Raw genomic sequence first — 17,785 nt, forward strand, 5'->3', positions numbered from 1 at the left:
CCCCCGGCCGGAGCCAGCAGACCGATGACGATCACGAGGAGCGAAGTTGTCTAACCACACCTACAGCATTTCTGAAATTGTCGGGACCTCGAATGAAGGTGTGGACGCCGCCGTCCGCAACGGCATTTCCGAGGCCGCGAAGACACTGCGGAACCTGGACTGGTTCGAGGTCAAGGAGATTCGCGGGCACCTCGAGAACGGCCAGGTAGCCGACTGGCAGGTGACCATCAAGCTCGGTTTCCGGCTGGAGCGCTGACCGCCTGGAGCGCCCGGCGCCGCGAAATCTGCCTGTGAATACAACGGTTCTGCAAACTTTCCGCGACGCCGAGTAGCGTTTTGATAGTAAGCATGATTAGTATTTAGGCAGAAGGATGAAGCGCACCCGGCAACCCGGGTGTCTCCTCAATGAAAGAGAAGGGCCAATAAAATGGGTTTTTTCGCATTTCTTATTCTGGGTCTTATTGCCGGAGCAATTGCTAAGGCTATCCTGCCGGGACGTCAGGGCGGTGGCTGGGTCATCACGCTGATCCTCGGTGTTGTGGGCGCTCTTCTGGGCGGCCTCATCGGTAGCGCACTCTTCGGCACGGGACTGCAGGAATTCTTCTCGCTGACCACGTGGCTGCTGGCGATCGGCGGTGCGATCATCGTACTGCTGGTCTACGGCATGATCACCAAGCGCTCGCACCGCTAAAACGGTGTGACCGGAAAACCGGTCCCGGGATTATTTCCTGGGGCCGGTTTTTTGGTACCCGTCAGCTTTCCAAACAAGACTTCTAGAGCACCCTTCCAGAGAACACAGAGCAGGAGTACAGCATGAAAGCCAAACTTCTTTTCGGCACCGGCCTCGCGGCAGGTTATGTCCTTGGATCCCGTTCCGGGCGCGCAGCCTACGAAAAGCTGAAGGCGCGGGCTGCAGGCCTTTGGCAGAGCCAGCCGGTCCAGGACAAAGTGGCGGCCGCGGCCGAAGCGGTCAAGGAAAAAGCTCCCGAAGTTTCCGGCCAGCTCACCGAGGCCGCCCGCCGGGCCGGCACGGTCATCAGTTCCGCCGTCCACCGCGACGAGACCCCGTCCGGGGACACCACGTCCCCTGAGACGGCATCCGCGCAGGCCCATACCGCAGCGGGTGCGCATGCCGCTGCAGGGACGCCGGCCGGCAGTGCGGTCCCCGCGCACAGCACCCACCCCGGAACGCCGAACCTGGGCACCCCCGGCGGAGCCCACGCCGCCGGAGACACTGCCTCCGACGTCGCTTCCGATCCTGCGCTGAACGATGAGACCGGCCAAGACTGGTCCGACGAGGGCGGCGCTACGCCGGCCGGACCCGCAACCAACGTCGACCCGGACAAGCACTAACGCCCTACGCCGGCGGGTTCGGGGCAGGCTTCCTCAGCCCGCAGCACCGCCCGCGGGTCCGCCGGGCACCCCCGCGGCGCCACCGAGCACGACGGTGGCGTCGCGCTTCCGGGAGCGGAATACCCGGGCGGAGAGCCCGCTCCCGGCGAAGATCTGGACGGTACGGGCCGCCTGCTGCCGGCTCGTCTCAATCAGTAGGTGGCCGCCCGGCGCCAGCCACTCCGGCGCCGCGGCGGCCACCCGCCGTTGCAGCTCCAGCCCGTCCGGGCCCCCGTCGAGGGACGAACGTTTTTCGTGCAGGCGCGCTTCGGGCGGCATGGTTTCGATCATCCCGGAGGGAACGTAGGGCGCATTCACCGCCAGGAGGTCCACCCGGCCGCGGAGCCGGTCCGGCAACGCACCGTACAGGTCGCCCTCGTGGACTTCCCCGCCGAGTGGCAGCACGTTGCGCCGCGCGCAGGCTGTCGCGGCGGCGTCGACGTCGGCAGCGTACAGCTCGATCGGGCCCGCCGAGGCGGCCAGCGCGGTGCCCACGGCCCCCGAGCCGCAACAGAGGTCAACGACCACCGGCGTCCCGGCCGCCCCGGCCGTCAGGCGCGACCCGCGCGCCCGAAGGAGTTTCACTCCCTGCCGGACAAGATATTCGGTGCGGCGGCGCGGGACGAAGACTTGCGGATCCAGCAGGATGCGGAGGCCGCAGAACTCCGCCCAGCCCAGCACCTGCTCCAGGGGCAGTCCTTCGACCCGCCGCCGGACAAGCTCATCGAGTTCGCCGGCCGTGGCCGCGGTGGCCAACAGCAGGGTGGCCTCTTCTTCGGCGAAGACGCAGCCGGCGCTGCGGAGCCGGGAAACGACCTCGGCGTGCCGCGTCAGGGTCGGCATATCACCACACCCCTTTCGCCGCGCGCCGGCAACCGTTCGGGCCCACCCGAAAGTCTAAGAAGCCCTGAGGGCCCCATGCTATCCAAACGGGCACCGTCCGTCTCAGCTCCGGCGTCGAAATTTCCCGCGGTGCCGACTGATGCAGCCTGCAAACCCAAACCCTGAGGATTTGCTGGAAAATCCATGTGCAAGCGCTTACAGTTGTGACTTGGCTCTCAGTAGCCGGTCTCCCGCATCCACCCTTCGTCGAGGCAACGTCGCTCACCCGGAAGGTCTCCATCGTGAATATCCGCAGCTCCAGCCTGCCCAGGCCGTCCCGTTTGTTGCGCGGCAGAGGGCGCGTCCGCACCGCCGGCGTCGCCCTGGCGGCGGCGCTGGCCGTCACCGCCGCCGCCGTCGTCCCTGCCCAGGCTGCTCCCGACCCGCGGGGTCCGGGCGCGCCGTCGGCCTCACACTCCCTGCGCGGGCCGGTCACCGACGAGCGGTTCTACTTTGTGATGGCGGACCGCTTCAACAACGGCAGCACAGCCAACGACGAGGGCGGACTGGGTTCCGACCCGATGGTTTCCGGCTTTGACCCGACGAACAAGGGTTTCTACAACGGCGGAGACCTCAAGGGCCTGCGGGAGAAGATCGACTACATCCAGGGCCTGGGCACCACCTCGATCTGGCTCACCCCCAGCTTCAAGAACAAGGCCGTCCAGCCGGAGGACAAGTCGGCCGGTTACCACGGCTACTGGGTCACCGACTTTACCCAGATCGATCCGCACCTCGGCACCAACGCGGAACTGAAGACCCTCATTGATGAGGCGCACTCGCGCGGCATGAAGGTCTACTTCGACATCATCACCAACCACACCGCCGACGTGATCGGCTACGAACAGGGCGACCGCACCGCCTACAAGTCCAAGGATGCCGCCCCGTATCTGACCGCCGCCGGCGAGCCATTCGATGACCGGGACTACGCCGGCACCGGAACCTTCCCGAAGCTGGATGCGGCCAAGTCGTTCCCGTACACGCCGAAACTTGCACCCGGCGAGGAGAACCTCAAGGTGCCGGCCTGGCTGAACGACACCACGCTCTACCACAACCGCGGCGACACCACGTTCGAGGGCGAGAACTCCTCCTACGGCGACTTCTTCGGCCTCGACGACCTGTTCACCGAGCACCCCAAGGTGGTCAACGGCATGGTTGACATCTACGAGAAGTGGATCGGCGACTTCGGCGTGGACGGCTTCCGGATCGACACCATGAAGCACGTCAACGACGAGTTCTGGCAGCAGTTCGGCCCCCGGGTCCTCGCCTACGCCAAGGCACACGGCAAGGACGAGTTCTTCATGTTCGGCGAGGTCTTCGACACCTCCAAGAGCTTCACCTCGCAGTTCACCACCCGCAACAAGATGCAGGCCGTGCTCGACTTCCCCTTCCAGGAAGCGGCCCGGAACTTCGCCTCCCGCGGCCAGGGCGCCAAGGAACTGGAGACCTTCTTCGCCGGCGACGACTGGTACACCGACGCCGACTCCAACGTCTACGAGCTCCCGACCTTCCTGGGCAACCACGACATGGGCAGGATCGGCAGCTTCATCACCGCGGACAACCCGGGCGCGGACGACGCCGAGCGCGTCGCCCGGGACCGTCTGGCCCACGAGCTGATGTACTTCTCCCGCGGCAACCCGGTGGTCTACTACGGCGACGAACAGGGCTTCACCGGCCCCGGCGGGGACCAGGATGCGCGCCAGACGATGTTTGCCAGCAAGGTCCCGGACTACCTCGACGATGACCTGCTGGGGACCGACGCCACGCACGCGACCGACAACTTCAACACCGCCCACCCGCTGTACCGCGACATCAGCGCTCTCGCGACCCTGACGGCCGAACACCCGGCGCTGCGCAACGGCGCCCACCAGAACCGCTACGCCTCCGACGGGCCGGGCATCTACGCCTTCTCCCGGACCGACGCCAAGGACCAGCGCGAGTACGTGGTGTCCATCAACAACAGCAAGCAGGCCCAGACGGCAGCGGTCCCCACCTACGTGGGCAAACGCGCCTTCAACCGGATCTACGGCGAAGCGTCGGCCGAGGTCAAGACCGCGGCGGACGGGAAGCTGACGGTCACCGTTCCGCCGCTGTCCGCCGTCGTCTACGAGTCCGCCGGCCGCATCCCGCATTCCAAGGCAGCACCCGCAGTGAGCCTGCAGGCACCTGCAGCCTCGGCCGCGGACAACAGCCGGATCCGGGTGGGGGCCGACGTCGACGGCAGTTCCTTCTACGAGGTGACGTTCCAGGCCCGCACGGCTGGCGGCGCCTGGACCTCGATCGGCACCGACGACACGGCGCCCTACCAGGTCTTCCACGACGTCTCCGCACTGACGGCCGGCACCGCGGTGGAGTACCGCGCCGTGGTGTTGGACAACGGGGCGCACACCTCCGTAAGCCAGCCCCGCAGCGGCACGGTGCCGTCCCCGGTGCTCAGCATCGTGAACCCGAAGGAAGGCAGCAGCGTCCGCGGCAAGGTCGAAGTCAGCGCCGTCGCCAGTCCGGAAAAGGCCGACTACGTAGTGCGGTTCGAACGCAGCGTCGACGGCGGAGCGTGGACGAAGTTCGGCGAGGACAGCTCCTCCCCCGACTACACCGCGGTGGATGACCTGGCCGCACTGTCGGTGCCGGACGGCACGCAACTGCGCTACCGCGCCCTCCTGACGGTGCCCGGTGCGGGCGAAGTCGTCAGCGGTATCCGCACGGTAGTCGTGGGGGAACTCCCCCAGCCGAAATCGGTCACGATTGCCGGCAGCCTCAACTCGGAAATGGGCTGTCCCGGCGACTGGCAGCCCGACTGCGCGGCAGCCTTCCTGAAGCTTGATCCGGCGGACAAGATCTGGCGCCTGACCGTTCCTAACCTCCCCGCCGGGAGCTACGAGTTCAAGGCCGCCATTAATGGATCCTGGGACGAGAACTACGGCGCCGGGGGTGGCGCCAACGGCAGCAACATCGTGCTGAACCACCCGGGCGGCGCAGTGACCTTCCGCTATGACAACAGCACCCACCTCATGAGCGCCGTCTACGCCTCGCAGCAGCCCGCTGCGGTGGCCGTTGCCGGGGACCTCGATTCCGAGCTGGGGTGCCCGGGCGACTGGATGCCGGACTGCCCGCAGGCCCAGCTCTCGCTGGATCCGACGGACCTGGTCTGGAAGCTGACATTCCCGGACCTGCCGGCGGGCACCTACTCGTTCAAGGCCGCACTCAACCGGTCCTGGGCCGAGAACTATGGTGCCGGCGGGGCTCCGGGCGGAGCGAACCTGGGCTACGTGCACGACGGCGGGCCGGTCACCTTCCGGTATGACCACTTCACCCACCTGATCAGCGCAGGCTAGCCCGGCTGGTTCCGCGGGCCGAGGGCCGCGGGAACAACGCGAAAGGTCGGCCCGCTCTCTCTTGGTGCGGGCCGGCCTTTGGCATATCTGGACCGGTATCAGGGCCGGGAGCCGGATTCAGGCTGGCGGCGCCTCAGCCGACCAGCCGGAGCGGGGGAAGTGCCCGGCCCAGCCTGGTTGCCAGCTTCTGGGCGGCCGCCGCCGAGGGCCGCGCCGCGGGATCCATCGCCGTCATGGCCGTCAGCAGGGAAACCCAGCCGGGGCCGAGGCTGGCCGGAATTTCCGGGCCCCGCAGGGTGCGGGCCACGAGCGACTCGACCGGCGTCCCGGGATAGGCCTTCACCCCGGTCAGGCACTCGAGCAGCACCAGCCCCAGCGCATAGACGTCGGTGGCAGCAGTGACCGGCTGGCCGGCTGCCTGCTCCGGGCTCATGTAATGCACGGTGCCCGACGAATCCCCCGGTTCCGGGGCTGTCCCTGCCGGCGTGGCGATCCCGAAGTCGGCGATTCGTACCGAGCACCTCCGGAGCGCGCTGAGCAGGATGTTGGCGGGTTTGATGTCGCGGTGGACCAGCCCGCGGGAGTGCACGTGGGCCAGGCCGGAGAGCGCGTCGGCGGCCCAGCCGGCCACTTCCTCCGGCGCGGCAGCTCCGGCGCGGATCCGCTCGGCCAGGCTGCCGCCGTAGGCGAATTCTTCGACCAGGAAGGGCCGGCCCGCCCACTGGTCACCGTGCGGTACCGTGCCCGCGGCCATGAAGCTGACCACCGCGGGGTGGTCCAGGGAGGCCAGCACCCGCGCCTCCGCGTGGATCCGGTTGGCATCCTTCTCGGCGGGACCCTCGGCCACCTTGATGGCGACCGGACGGTCGTTGAGCAGGTCAGTGCCGCGGAATACGGTGGCGGTTGCCCCGCGGCCGAGGAGTTCGTGGACCAGGAAGCGTCCTCCCGGAGCGTCCGGGAGGCACAGGATCTTGGCGTTTAACCCCGCGGAGTTCGTTGCCGCCGGGCAGGGGACGGGCTGGCTCTCGGCCGCCGCAAGCACGGGTACGGCGCTCACGACAGCGCTGCCAGCGCGTTGGACGTATGGACGATGCCGTCAAGCTGGAAGCCACAGGAGCAGCGCCACACGGGCGGGAGCTCGGCGGCGCCGGTTCCGGCGTCGAACGAATAGGCGGACATGGTGGCCAGCGCCGGTGCAGTCCACTCCATCGGGGCTCCGCAGTGACTGGGCGCCTTGCTCGCCGTGGTCAGGGGCATGGCGGAGGCCGCGCTGCCCGGTTCAGTTGGGGAGTCCGGCGCACCCAGCGGGGCCGCACCGGCTCCCGGGGTTCCGGCGATCGTCAACAACTCAGTCACGACTCCTCCACGAAAACGATTATCTGACACAAGTAGTAAGCATACATATCACTAGTCCAACTAGCTAGTTGCTGGGCGCAGGTATTCGTAGCCGGCAGGCCGGACGGCTCAGTGGCGGTCGGTGTGTTCCTGGAGGGCCTCGGCCATGCGCCGAAGGAACGACACGATGACACGGCTTTCGTCGGCGCTGAGCTCTTCCGCCACGGCCAACATCCTGCGGTGCATCTCGCCGAGCGTCTCGCGCACTTCCGAATCAGTCGCGGCGGTCGGGACGATTACCAGGGAACGGCGGTCGGTGGGATGCGGCTCGCGCCGCACGTGGCCGCTGCCGACCAGCCGGTCAATCAACGAAGTAGTGGACGCCGTGGTGATGCCGAGCATGCGACTCAGGTCCTTGGGTCCCACCCGCTCGCCGGCGGCCTGGGCGCGCAACAGATAACGCAAGGCCAGCAGGTCGGTTTCCCCCATGCCCATGGAGTCGCGCGTCGAACGCCGGGTGGCAACCTCGGCGGCGCGGTAGCCGCGCAGGGCCTGCAGCACCGCGGTGGGCGGGTCAAGCCGCTCATCGGGGCCGTACCAGTACCCTGAGCCTGCTGAGCTGTCCGAGTTCATCCGATAATCCTAGCCGATCTAACTACTAGGCAGGCTTGCTTGTGACGCCCGGGCCGCCGCGTCCGGGAGAGGACGCAAAAAACCCCCGGCTTCCTGTCGCCAGGATGCCGGGGGTTTATCCACTCTTCGCTAAAAGAGTGGGCCCTGTGGGGATCGAACCCACGACCCACGGATTAAAAGTCCGATGCTCTACCAACTGAGCTAAAGGCCCCAGCCGACAGCCCCAACCCGCGGAAAAAATCCCCGGTTGACAGGCGCGTCGGCCCAGTCCATTTCTGGACGTTAACACTGTACCCCAGACCCGGGCGGCCTTTTCGCACCTGGCCCGACGCGCCGCCGTCGCCCGTCTTCCCGCCGCTGTCCCCACGGCAGGCGCATGCTCGATTCCCGGTATGCACAGGAGTAGCGTGGTGGCATGAGCGAGCAAGCAGGAGCCAGCAGCCCAGGACCGCACCGCGCAGCACCGCACCGCCACCACAAGCCGAAGCCCTTTGCGCCGATCGACTTCGAGCCGTTCGCCGGGGGCGCGGATCCGGCACGGGTTTCCGAGGCAGCCCACCTTGCGGCCCAGGCCCTGGTGCGCCGCGGCCGGGACAGCGACGACCCCAAGATCACCCGCCGGCTGGTCAAACTTGCCGACGAACAGGGCCTCGATGCCATCGCCGAAATGTGGGCGGAGAGCCCGGCCCGCTCCCTGCCGGGCGCACTCTGGCGGCTCTATGCACTCCGGGCAGCCACCATCCGCGACCCGGAGCGGATCTCGGTCTACTTCAAGGCAGGCAAGGACACCGCCCAGGTCTCCCACGTCGTCGCGGGCGCGGCCGAGCCGCCGGGCGCCGAGGAAATGAAGTCGATGGCGGATGCCATCCTCTCCGGCGCCTTCGACGGCGAGTTCGACGTCGCGCTGGAGCGTTCGGCGGCATTCTGCCGGGTGGTGGCACTGGGCCAGGCCACCCTCGCCGACGGCGCGGAGCACAGCAACGCGAACCATGCGAGCAAGCTGACGCGGAATTCGCACCTGCTCGTCAAGACCGCCGAGGACCTTGAACACGCCGCCAACGCCTGGCGGCTGGGCGAGCTGGACTGACACATCCGACGGCGGCGGGCAGCCGGAATCCGGCAGCCACGCCCCGTATTGCGGCACTACGAACACGCACGCCGGAGCCCCGCTGTCAATGTTGACTTGGTCCTCGCGAAGTAGAAAACTAAAGGCGGTGCCGAGCCGCGAAACCCCCGGGCTTCAACAATTAGCCGCCTAGAGCGGCCTACCGCCGAGAGGCGTATCCGGTTCGGCACCATTTTCATGCCCGCCGCCGGCCGGCCCGTCGCCTGCGCCGGCCAGTGTTCCCGGCGCCCTGAGTCCGGGCGGTAAAGTAATCCTCATGCGCGGGTCATCGTCACGTTCCAGGGCCGGCAGAAAACGCCCGTGTAAGCCTCGTCCGGAGACCGGTAACCCCACGTGAAGCTGCGCCTTTTCCCCCAGGAGCCCGCCGGGCTGAACCTGCTGTCCCAGATGGCCCGCCAGATAGCCGTGGCCACGGGAACCCTTTCGGAGATCCTTGGCGCCCCCGCCAGCGAACATTCGCGCCTGGTGGAGGACATGCATAACCACGAGGCGAAGTCTGCGGAACTGCATTTTGCCCTCCTGACCCATATGCGGACCAGCTTCCTGAACCCGCTCCCGCGCGAGGACATGTACGCGCTCTCCCGCTATCTCAACGAGGCGATGGAGAAGCTGGACGCCGCCGCGGACCTCGTCTTCCTCTACAAGCTGGAGCGGCTGCCCAAGCGCGCGGCGGACCAGCTGGAAATCATCAGCCGGCAGGCCGAACTCACCGTCGATGCCATGCGCCAGCTAAACAACCTCGATGACCTGGAGGACTACTGGATCGAAGTCCTCCGGCTCACCAAGCGCGCCGAGCGCACCCACCGGGTCTGGGTGGCGGACATGATCAAGGACATGAAATCGGCCCAGTACGCGCGCAACCGCGACATCGCGGACCAGCTCGTGGAAGTCACCAAGGACATGCGGCGGATCGCCACCCAGGTGGGCAGCATCATCGTCAAGGAATCCTGAGGTGTCCCTCGTATTCTTTGCCCTGGTGGTTCTCTTCGCCGGGGCGTTCGCCTTTCTCAACGGCTTCCGCGATGCCTCATCCTCGGTGGCCCTCGCCGTCCGGACCCGGGCACTGACGCCCACTGTCGCCGTGCTCCTGGCCGGGCTGTTCAACTTCGTCGGCGCCGGGCTCAGCGCGGCCATGGCGCTGGAGGTGAGCCGCACGTGGGTGGTTCTGCCCTCCGGCGGCAACGGCCTGACCATTCTCATCGCCGGCCTGCTGAGCGCCGTCCTCTGGGGCATCTACACCTGGTGGCGCGGCATTCCGGCCTCCTCGACCCACGCCCTCGTGGGAGGCTTGGCCGGGGCCGGCGTGGCCAGCGTAGCCGTAGGCGGGAACTCGGTCCTGGGCGTGGACCAGTCGCTGCTCATCCAGGTGGTGCTGCCCCTGCTGCTCTCCCCCGTCATCGCCTTCGCGGGCGCCTACCTGCTGGTCTGGCCCGCCACGTGGGCGGCCCGCTACACGCCGCCGAGCGTTGTGAATACCAGGTCCAGGCGGGCCCAGGCCATCGCCGCCGGCGCCGTCGCTTTCGGCCATGGACTGCAGGACGGCCAGCGCACCAGTGCCGTGCTGATCCTGGCGATGCTGGCTGCGGGACTGCCCGACGGCGGCACCACGCCCGTCTGGGTGGCGCTCCTGACCGCGGCCATGCTGACGGCCGGAACCCTTGCGGGCGGCTGGCGGATCTCCTACACGATCGGCTACCGGATGATCAGGGTCGATCCGCTGCGCGGCTTCGTCGCGCAGCTCTACAGCAGCGCCATCCTGCTGGTGGGCGCGATCGGCCTGCACTGGCCGATCTCCACCACCCACACGGTCACCGCAGCCGTGTTGGGCGCGGGCACGAACCAGAGGTACACGGCGACCAACCGCCGGCTGGTGCTCCGGATCCTCGCCTTCTGGACGCTCACCCCGCTGGTTACCGCCGCGGCGGCCTTCGTGCTGGAGCTGGCCCTGTCGCCCCTCGCGGGGCTCTGAGAAACCCGTCGACTGCTCCGTAGCCGCCCTTTTGAGGGGTCAAAACGGCGGTTACGGAGCACTCGATGAGCGGGCGGCTTTATCCGAAGCGGCCGGAGACGTAATCCTCGGTTGCCTTCACGGTCGGGTTGCTGAAGATGGTGTGCGTGTCACCGTACTCGATCAGCTTGCCGGGCTTGCCGGTACCGGCAATGTTGAAGAACGCCGTCTTGTCCGAGACGCGCGCCGCCTGCTGCATGTTGTGGGTCACGATCACCACGGTGTATTCGTCCTTGAGCTCGTTGATGAGGTCCTCAATGGCGAGCGTGGAGATCGGGTCCAGGGCCGAGCAGGGCTCGTCCATCAGGATCACCTGGGGCTCGACGGCGATGGCGCGGGCGATGCAGAGGCGCTGCTGCTGGCCGCCGGACAGACCGGAACCGGGCTTGGCCAGGCGGTCCTTGACCTCGTTCCAGAGGTTGGCGCCGCGCAGGGAGCGCTCGACGAGAGAGTCCGCCTCACCCTTGGAAATCTTCTGGTTGTTCAGCTTCACGCCGGCCAGCACGTTGTCCCGGATGGACATGGTGGGGAACGGGTTGGGGCGCTGGAAGACCATGCCGATCTGCGAGCGAACGGTTACAGGGTCCACTCCGGGACCGTAGAGGTTGTCGCCGTCGAGCAGTACTTCGCCTTCCACCCGGGCGCCGGGGATGACTTCGTGCATCCGGTTCAGCGTGCGCAGGAAGGTGGACTTGCCGCAGCCGGAGGGGCCGATGAAGGCGGTGACGGACTTGGCGTCGATGTTGATGTTGACGTCCTCGACGGCCAGGAATTTGCCGTAGTAGACGTTCAGGTCTTTGACGTCGATGCGCTTAGACATGCTGTTCCTTCACTTGTGGTGGTAGGGGCCGGGAGCCTGCGGTGGCCTAGCGGCCGGCCTTCGGGGCGAAGATGCGGGCCACCAGGCGGGCGGCCAGGTTGAGCAGCATCACGAGGATGATGAGGACCAGGGCAGCGCCCCAGGCGCGCTGGTCCGACGGACCCGGGTTGGACGGGGAGGTCGGGTTCAGGATCTGCGTATAGATGAAGGTAGGCAGCGAGGCCATCCAACCGCCGAACACGTTGTTATTGATGGACGTCGCGAAGCCGGCGGTGACCAGGATCGGCGCGGTCTCGCCGATCACGCGCGCGATCGCCAGGGTGACGCCGGAGGCGATGCCGGAGATCGCCGTCGGGATGACCACCTTCAGGATGGTCCGCCACTTGCGGACGCCGAGGGCGTAGGCGGCCTCACGGAGCTCGTTCGGGACGATCTTGAGCATTTCCTCGCTGGAGCGGACCACCACCGGGATCATGAGCACGGAGAGTGCGACGGCGGCAACGGCACCGGTTTTGGTGCCCGGGCCGACGACGACGAAGAAGAACGCCGCGGCGAACAGGCCGGCCACGATCGAGGGGATCCCGGTCATCACGTCGACGAAGAAGGTGATGGCGCGGGCCAGGGCGCGGTCTTCGCCGTATTCGACGAGGTAGATCGAGGTCAGCAGGCCGACCGGCACGGAGATGACGGTGGCGAGCAGGGTGATCTGCACGGTCCCGACCAGGGCGTGGTAGATGCCGCCCAGCACCGGGGCGCCTTCTTCGACGCTCTTGTTGTCGAAGGCGCCGGTGACGCCATTCATGGACGTGCTCAGGAAGCCGGGGTCCAGCAGGCCGGGCAGGCCCTTGACCAGGACGGTCCAGATCACCGAGATCAGCGGCAGCAGGGCCACCAGGAAGGCGCCGACCACCAGGCAGGTCACCAGCTTGTCCTTGGCCTTGCGTGAGCCTTCGACGGCGGCGCTCCAGCCGACGAGCCCGGCGGTGAAGAGCAGGGCGGAGACGACGCCCCAGCCGAAGGCGTTGAAGCCGATGAGCGCCAGCATCGCGGCACCGAGGACGAGGGCCAGGGCCAGCACGATGTACGGGGCGGCCTTGGGCAGCTGGCCCTTGGTCAGGGCGGAGCGTTTACGGACCGGGGTCAGGGTGGAGGTCATTTAATTGGCTCCCGAGAATTCTTTGTGCCGAGTGATGATCCACCTGGCAATCATGTTCACGCCGAGGGTGATGATGAACAGCACCAGGCCGGCGGCGATCAGGGTGCTGATCTTCAGGCCGCTGGCCTCGGGGAAGTTCAGCGCGATTTCGGCGGCGATGGTCTGGTTGCCGGACTGGATCAGGCTGGCCGTGAGGGCGCCGGAAGAGAGCACCAGGGCCACGGCCATGGTCTCGCCGAGCGCGCGGCCCAGGCCCAGCATGACGGCGCTGACGATTCCGGGGCGGCCGAACGGCAGCACGGCCATCCGGATCATTTCCCAGCGGGTGGCGCCGAGGGCGAGGGCGGCTTCCTCGTGCAGCTTGGGGGTCTGCAGGAAGATTTCGCGCGAGAGCGAGGTGATGATCGGCAGGACCATCACCGCGAGGACAATGCCTGCCGTCAGGATGGTCTTACCGGTGGCCGACGCCGGCCCCTGGAAGATCGGCAGCCAGCCGAGGTTCGCGGCCAGCCAGCTGTAGGCAGGCGAGATTTCCTTGGCCAGGAAGGCCGCGCCCCAGGCGCCGTAGACCACGGAGGGGATGGCGGCCAGCAGGTCCACCACGTAGCCGAGGCCGGAGGCCAGCCGGCGCGGGGCATAGTGCGAGATGAAGAGGGCGACGCCGATGGCGACCGGGGTGGCGATGACCAGCGCGATCACGGCGGCGATCAGGGTGCCGACGACGATCGGCCAGATGTAGGCGAAGAAGCCCTCGCCGCCCTGGATGTCGGCGGCCGGCGCGGTCAAGGCCGGGATGGCCTGGACGACGAGGAAGAGCGCAACGCCAAAGAGTACAGCGAGGATCAGGCAGCCGGCCGCCAGGGTGGCCCCTGAGAAGACTTTGTCCCCGGCCCGTCCTGCGCCTCGGGATTTGGTCAGGGAGGTGGAGGTCATACCTGGCCCTTCGGTGTTGATGGTGCGGACGTACGGTCCTTGAGCGGAGCGTACTTATCGGGAACTGCGAAAGCTTCGGAAAACACTGCTAAGTTCCCCGTCCCGCCGGAGGGCGGGGCGGGGAACTTAGCGCTACAGATCAAACTTTACGACTTGACCTTGATGGTTTCGATGGCCTTGACGGCCTTCTCTGCCAGAGTGGAGGACAGCGGAGCCGACTTGGCGGACTCGGCAGCAGCCTTCTGGCCCTCTGCAGAGAGTACGTACTTCTCGAAGCCCTTGACCAGATCGACAGTTTCCTGCTTGTCGTAGGTGCTGCACACGATGTGGTAGGAAACGAGGACCAGCGGGTATGCGCCGGCTTCGGTGGTGGTGCGGTCCAGCTTGATGGCGAGGTCGTTGGCGCCGCGGCCCTCGACCGGCTTGCCCAGGTCCACGGCCTTGGAGGCAGCTTCAGCGGAGATCTTGACGAAGTCGGAACCGACCTTGATCTGGGCGGTGCCCAGCTTGCCGCTGACGGCCGAGTCATCGGCGTAGGTAACCGCACCGGCGGTGTCGGTGACCGTCTTGACGACGCCGGAGGTGCCCTTGGCGTTTTCGCCCTTCAGCGAAGCCGGCCACACACCGTCAGCCTTGTCCTTCCAGACGGCCGGGGCCGCGGCGGCGAGGTACTCGGTGAAGTTCTTGGTGGTACCGGAATCGTCAGAGCGGTTGACCGGGGTGACCTTGAGGTCGGGAAGCTTGGCATCCGGGTTCAGCGCGGTGATGGCCGGGTCGTTCCACTTGGCGATTTCGCCGCGGAAGATCTTGGCCGCCGTGGGGGCGTCCAGCTTCAGGTCCGTCACGCCGGGCACGTTGAAGGCGATGGCGATCGGGGAAATGTAGACCGGGACCTCGATGGCACCGTCCGGGCCGCACTTGTCCTTGGCCTTGGCTGCCTCTTCGTCCTTGAGGTAGGCGTCCGAGCCGGCGAACTGGGCCGAGCCGTCGAGGATGGCCTTGCGGCCGGCGCCGGAACCGTCCGGGGAGTACTGCACGTTGGCGCCCTGGTTGGCGGAGGCGAAGTTGGTCTTCCACACATCCATGGCCGCACCCTGCGCGGAGGAACCGATGCCGGTCAGCGTGCCGGTGACCTTGGGGCCAGAAGCAGCCTGGGTGCCCGCAGCGGTGTTGGTTGCGTTGTCGGAACCGCAAGCGGTGAGCGCGAGAGCGCCGGCTGCGATAACAGCAATGGCCGCGTTGCGGCCGAAGCGTGATGCCTTCACTAGATGTACCCCTTCCAGGGTTATTCAGATGCGTGTCGGACCGGAGACGTCCGAGCAATAAAGACGGTGGGTACGTTTTGTACCTTTACCGAAGTTAGGTGCCCCAAGTGAAGAGAATTGGGGTCCAAAGTGAACGCAGGGTTAACGACGTCGGACTATTGGTCGACGCCTGACGGGTTGGCCTTGCGTTGGCTGCGTCACAGCCGTAGGGGCTGCCGGCGGCACACCTTGCACCGCAGGCAGCAAATAGACTGGTGGGCATGGCCTCCGCTACTGGATTCACTGCAAGCGCACGATTCCTGCGCGGCCGGGTCCGCACCGGTTTCGTCCGGAGCCGTAATTCGCTCGTTCCTGCGGTCCAGATGACGGCCTGCGCGGTGGGCGCCTACGCGTTCGCCGAGTACGTCCTGGGCCACACCGGGCCATTGTTTGCCGCCACCTCCTCCCTGATCGCCCTGGGCTTCTCCCGGGACCCGCGGCTTCGCCGGGTCGTGGAGGTGGGGCTGGGCTGCACCATCGGCATTGTGGTGGGCGACCTGTTGCTGCACTGGCTGGGCGCGGGAATCTGGCAGGCCGCCGTCGTGCTCCTTTTCTCGATTCTACTGGCCCGTTTCCTGGACAGCGGAACTATTTTCACCACCCAACTGGGCCTTCAATCATTGCTGGTGGTGCTCTTGCCCGCCCCCGCGGGAGGACCGTTCACCCGCAGCATCGACGCGGTGGTGGGCGGTGTGTTCGCGCTGGCGGTAACCTTCCTGATCCCCAAGGATCCGCGGCGCGAACCCCGCAACGATGTCAAGAAACTGCTGCATGAGCTGGCCGAGGTACTGCGCGAGTGCTCCTCGGCCCTGACCCACAGCGACTCCACCCAGGCCTGGCACGCCCTGATCCGCGGCCGCAACTGCCAGCCCCTGGTGGACGCGATGCGCCAGACCCTGCGTTCCTCCGGCGAGGTGGCCGCGCTGGCTCCCGCCTACCGCCGGTACCGGGACGAGCTGGACCGGCTGGCGCAGTCGGTGGACTTCATCGACCTGGCGTTGCGTAACAGCCGCGTATTCGCGCGCCGGCTGACCAGTGCGATCAACCACGCCGCTCTCTCCGACGAGGCCACCGAGAACATTGCCGAGGTCCTGCTGGAGACCGCAGCGGCGGTCGATGAGCTGGGCCTGGGCCTGGCGGAGGTGCACGACGGCGTCCGCCGCGCGCACCTGCGCACGGCCCGGGTGGAACTAAGCGAAACGGCCGGCCGGCTGCACCCGCGCCTGCTGGACGTACAGCGGCTCGAGGGCGAAACCGTGGTGATGCTCTTCCGCCCGCTTATGGTGGACCTTCTCGAGGCCGCCGGCATGGACGCGGACGAGGCCCGGGACATCCTGCCCGCCCTCTAGCCCCGGCGGATGGGTCCGGGGCCGGCCCGCGTCCGGGCCACGTCCGGGCCTGGATGTCGCTGCCCCCGGTTAGGGTGGAGCAATGGCAACAAAGACTTCCCGCGCCGCCAAGGCGCCGGGCTATAAGTGCGCGGAGTGCGGCTGGACCACCGCAAAGTGGGTGGGCCGGTGCGGCGAGTGCCAGGCCTGGGGCACGGTTGAGGAAACCGGTGCCGCCGTCGCCCGGACGACGGCGGCGACCACCGTCCTGGAGCCGGCCCGCCGGATCGCCGACGTCGACGCCACAACGGCAGCGTTCCTCCCCACCGGGGTGGACGAGCTGGACCGCGTGCTCGGCGGCGGCCTGGTTCCCGGGGCGGTGATCCTGCTCGCCGGCGAACCCGGCGTGGGCAAGTCCACGCTGCTGCTGGATGTCGCGGCCAAGTTCGCCCGCACGGCCCAGGACGTCCTCTACGTCACCGGCGAGGAATCCGCCGCCCAGGTGAAGCTGCGCGCGGACCGGATCGACGCCGTCGCCGAGTCGCTGTACCTGTCCGCCGAAACAGACCTCGGCCAAGCGCTGGGCCAGGTGGAAAAACTCGAGCCGAGACTGCTGGTGGTGGACTCCGTCCAGACACTGAGCAGCGCCGACGTCGAAGGCAGCGCCGGCGGCGTCTCCCAGGTCCGTGAGGTTGCGGCGTCCCTGATCGCGGCGGCCAAGCGCCGCAACATGACCACCCTGCTGGTAGGCCACGTGACGAAGGACGGCTCCATCGCAGGTCCTCGGCTGCTCGAGCACCTCGTGGACGTGGTCTGCCAGTTCGAGGGCGAGCGGCACTCGCGGCTGCGGCTGCTGCGCGCCGTGAAGAACCGCTACGGCCCCACCGACGACGTGGGCTGCTTCGACCTTAATGAGGACGGCATCGTCGGCCTGGCCGATCCGAGCGGCTTGTTTGTTTCCCGCACCAAGGACCCCGTGTCCGGCACCTGCATCACGGTGACACTGGAAGGCCGCCGGCCGCTGCTGGCCGAGGTCCAGTCGCTGCTCGCCGAAAGCGCCAACGCGCAGCCGCGCCGGGCCACCAGCGGACTGGACAGCTCGCGGGTAGCCATGCTCCTGGCCGTGCTGCAGCAGCGCGCAGGCTGCCTGCTGCACAAGGACGACTCCTACGTGGCGACCGTGGGCGGGGTAAAGCTCAGCGAACCCGCCACGGACCTGGCCGTGGCCCTTGCCGTGGCTTCCGCGAAGGCCAAGAAGCCGCTGCCGCAGCGCCTGATCGCGTTCGGCGAGGTAGGCCTGGCCGGCGAGGTCCGTCCGGTGCCGGGGATCAACCAGCGCATCCAGGAGGCGCACAGGCTGGGCTTCACCCACGCCGTGGTGCCCGCCAGTCCCAACGGGCCGGGTCCGGTCCCGGCGGGCTTCTCGGTCCGGGAAGTCGGCCACCTCGCGGAGGCCCTGGGCCTGCTCATCAGCTGACCGCGCGCCTCAACGGTGGCGACTTAGGACCCTAGCGCTCCTGCCGCCGCGGGCGCACC

Annotated in this window: 17 protein-coding genes and 1 tRNA gene; 9 read left to right on the forward strand and 9 right to left on the reverse strand. The window is 67.6% G+C overall.

Annotation, left to right across the window (positions count from 1 at the left end; translation table 11 throughout):
• Positions 1-46: 46 nt before the first annotated feature.
• The 3 genes from AC1DNC_RS04065 (at position 47) to AC1DNC_RS04075 (ending at position 1,353) form a co-directional block, all read left to right on the forward strand.
• Positions 47-256: a dodecin gene (locus tag AC1DNC_RS04065; RefSeq protein ID WP_175322466.1), complete on the forward strand. Its 210-nt coding sequence runs from the start codon at positions 47-49 to the stop codon at positions 254-256.
• A 171-nt stretch (positions 257-427) separates the two neighbouring features.
• Entirely contained in the window at positions 428-691 is a 264-nt protein-coding gene (locus AC1DNC_RS04070; protein ID WP_138767750.1) for a GlsB/YeaQ/YmgE family stress response membrane protein, read from the forward strand.
• Between the two features lie 122 nt (positions 692-813).
• On the forward strand, positions 814-1,353 hold the full coding sequence (locus AC1DNC_RS04075; protein WP_476861272.1) for a hypothetical protein: 540 nt from the start codon (positions 814-816) through the stop codon (positions 1,351-1,353).
• Positions 1,354-1,386: 33 nt separating this feature from the next.
• On the opposite strand, the gene AC1DNC_RS04080 is transcribed toward AC1DNC_RS04075, so the two are convergent.
• Positions 1,387-2,235 (reverse strand): putative protein N(5)-glutamine methyltransferase, encoded by an 849-nt coding sequence (locus tag AC1DNC_RS04080; protein WP_476861273.1) that lies wholly within the window; start codon positions 2,233-2,235, stop codon positions 1,387-1,389.
• Positions 2,236-2,555: 320 nt separating this feature from the next.
• On the opposite strand from AC1DNC_RS04080, the gene AC1DNC_RS04085 reads away from it, so the two are divergent.
• The gene (locus AC1DNC_RS04085; RefSeq protein ID WP_476861589.1) at positions 2,556-5,606 is read left to right on the forward strand and encodes an alpha-amylase family glycosyl hydrolase; all 3,051 of its coding nucleotides are present in this window, start codon (positions 2,556-2,558) and stop codon (positions 5,604-5,606) included.
• A 133-nt stretch (positions 5,607-5,739) separates the two neighbouring features.
• On the opposite strand, the gene AC1DNC_RS04090 is transcribed toward AC1DNC_RS04085, so the two are convergent.
• From AC1DNC_RS04090 to AC1DNC_RS04105, 4 genes are all read right to left on the reverse strand, one after another.
• Positions 5,740-6,663: a serine/threonine-protein kinase gene (locus tag AC1DNC_RS04090; protein ID WP_476861274.1), complete on the reverse strand. Its 924-nt coding sequence runs from the start codon at positions 6,661-6,663 to the stop codon at positions 5,740-5,742.
• Positions 6,660-6,962, reverse strand: a complete 303-nt coding sequence (locus tag AC1DNC_RS04095) for a hypothetical protein (protein WP_476861275.1) — start codon at positions 6,960-6,962, stop codon at positions 6,660-6,662. The genes AC1DNC_RS04090 and AC1DNC_RS04095 overlap by 4 nt, the downstream gene beginning before the upstream one ends.
• A gap of 108 nt (positions 6,963-7,070) precedes the next feature.
• Positions 7,071-7,574 (reverse strand): MarR family winged helix-turn-helix transcriptional regulator, encoded by a 504-nt coding sequence (locus AC1DNC_RS04100; RefSeq protein WP_476861276.1) that lies wholly within the window; start codon positions 7,572-7,574, stop codon positions 7,071-7,073.
• 138 nt (positions 7,575-7,712) lie between these two features.
• Positions 7,713-7,785: transfer RNA gene (locus AC1DNC_RS04105), tRNA-Lys, on the reverse strand.
• Positions 7,786-7,989: 204 nt separating this feature from the next.
• Here AC1DNC_RS04105 and AC1DNC_RS04110 point away from each other — a divergent pair.
• The 3 genes from AC1DNC_RS04110 to AC1DNC_RS04120 all read left to right on the forward strand — a co-directional run bounded on the left by AC1DNC_RS04110 (position 7,990) and on the right by AC1DNC_RS04120 (position 10,669).
• Positions 7,990-8,661, forward strand: coding sequence for a hypothetical protein (locus AC1DNC_RS04110; protein ID WP_476861277.1), 672 nt, complete (start codon positions 7,990-7,992; stop codon positions 8,659-8,661).
• Between the two features lie 372 nt (positions 8,662-9,033).
• Positions 9,034-9,651, forward strand: a complete 618-nt coding sequence (locus AC1DNC_RS04115; RefSeq protein ID WP_476861278.1) for a DUF47 domain-containing protein — start codon at positions 9,034-9,036, stop codon at positions 9,649-9,651.
• 1 nt (position 9,652) lies between these two features.
• Positions 9,653-10,669, forward strand: a complete 1,017-nt coding sequence (locus AC1DNC_RS04120) for an inorganic phosphate transporter (RefSeq protein ID WP_476861279.1) — start codon at positions 9,653-9,655, stop codon at positions 10,667-10,669.
• Positions 10,670-10,748: 79 nt separating this feature from the next.
• Here AC1DNC_RS04120 and pstB read toward each other — a convergent pair whose 3' ends face one another.
• From pstB to pstS, 4 genes are all read right to left on the reverse strand, one after another.
• A complete protein-coding gene (gene pstB, locus AC1DNC_RS04125) occupies positions 10,749-11,528 on the reverse strand; it encodes a phosphate ABC transporter ATP-binding protein PstB (RefSeq protein ID WP_476861280.1) in 780 nt (259 codons plus the stop codon).
• 46 nt (positions 11,529-11,574) lie between these two features.
• On the reverse strand, positions 11,575-12,684 hold the full coding sequence (pstA, locus tag AC1DNC_RS04130; protein ID WP_476861281.1) for a phosphate ABC transporter permease PstA: 1,110 nt from the start codon (positions 12,682-12,684) through the stop codon (positions 11,575-11,577).
• The gene (gene pstC / locus AC1DNC_RS04135) at positions 12,685-13,617 is read right to left on the reverse strand and encodes a phosphate ABC transporter permease subunit PstC (RefSeq protein ID WP_476861282.1); all 933 of its coding nucleotides are present in this window, start codon (positions 13,615-13,617) and stop codon (positions 12,685-12,687) included. It lies immediately after the preceding gene.
• A gap of 146 nt (positions 13,618-13,763) precedes the next feature.
• A complete protein-coding gene (gene pstS / locus AC1DNC_RS04140; protein ID WP_476861283.1) occupies positions 13,764-14,882 on the reverse strand; it encodes a phosphate ABC transporter substrate-binding protein PstS in 1,119 nt (372 codons plus the stop codon).
• A gap of 260 nt (positions 14,883-15,142) precedes the next feature.
• Here pstS and AC1DNC_RS04145 point away from each other — a divergent pair, with 260 nt between their 5' ends.
• Both AC1DNC_RS04145 and radA read left to right on the forward strand, forming a co-directional pair.
• Positions 15,143-16,270 (forward strand): FUSC family protein, encoded by a 1,128-nt coding sequence (locus AC1DNC_RS04145; protein WP_476861284.1) that lies wholly within the window; start codon positions 15,143-15,145, stop codon positions 16,268-16,270.
• Positions 16,271-16,352: 82 nt separating this feature from the next.
• Positions 16,353-17,726 carry a DNA repair protein RadA gene (radA, locus tag AC1DNC_RS04150; RefSeq protein ID WP_175322452.1) on the forward strand — a complete coding sequence of 458 codons (1,374 nt, stop codon included), beginning with the start codon at positions 16,353-16,355 and terminating at the stop codon, positions 17,724-17,726.
• Positions 17,727-17,785: the final 59 nt, after the last annotated feature.

It is taken from the genome of Arthrobacter sp. 01N442, assembly GCF_056399345.1.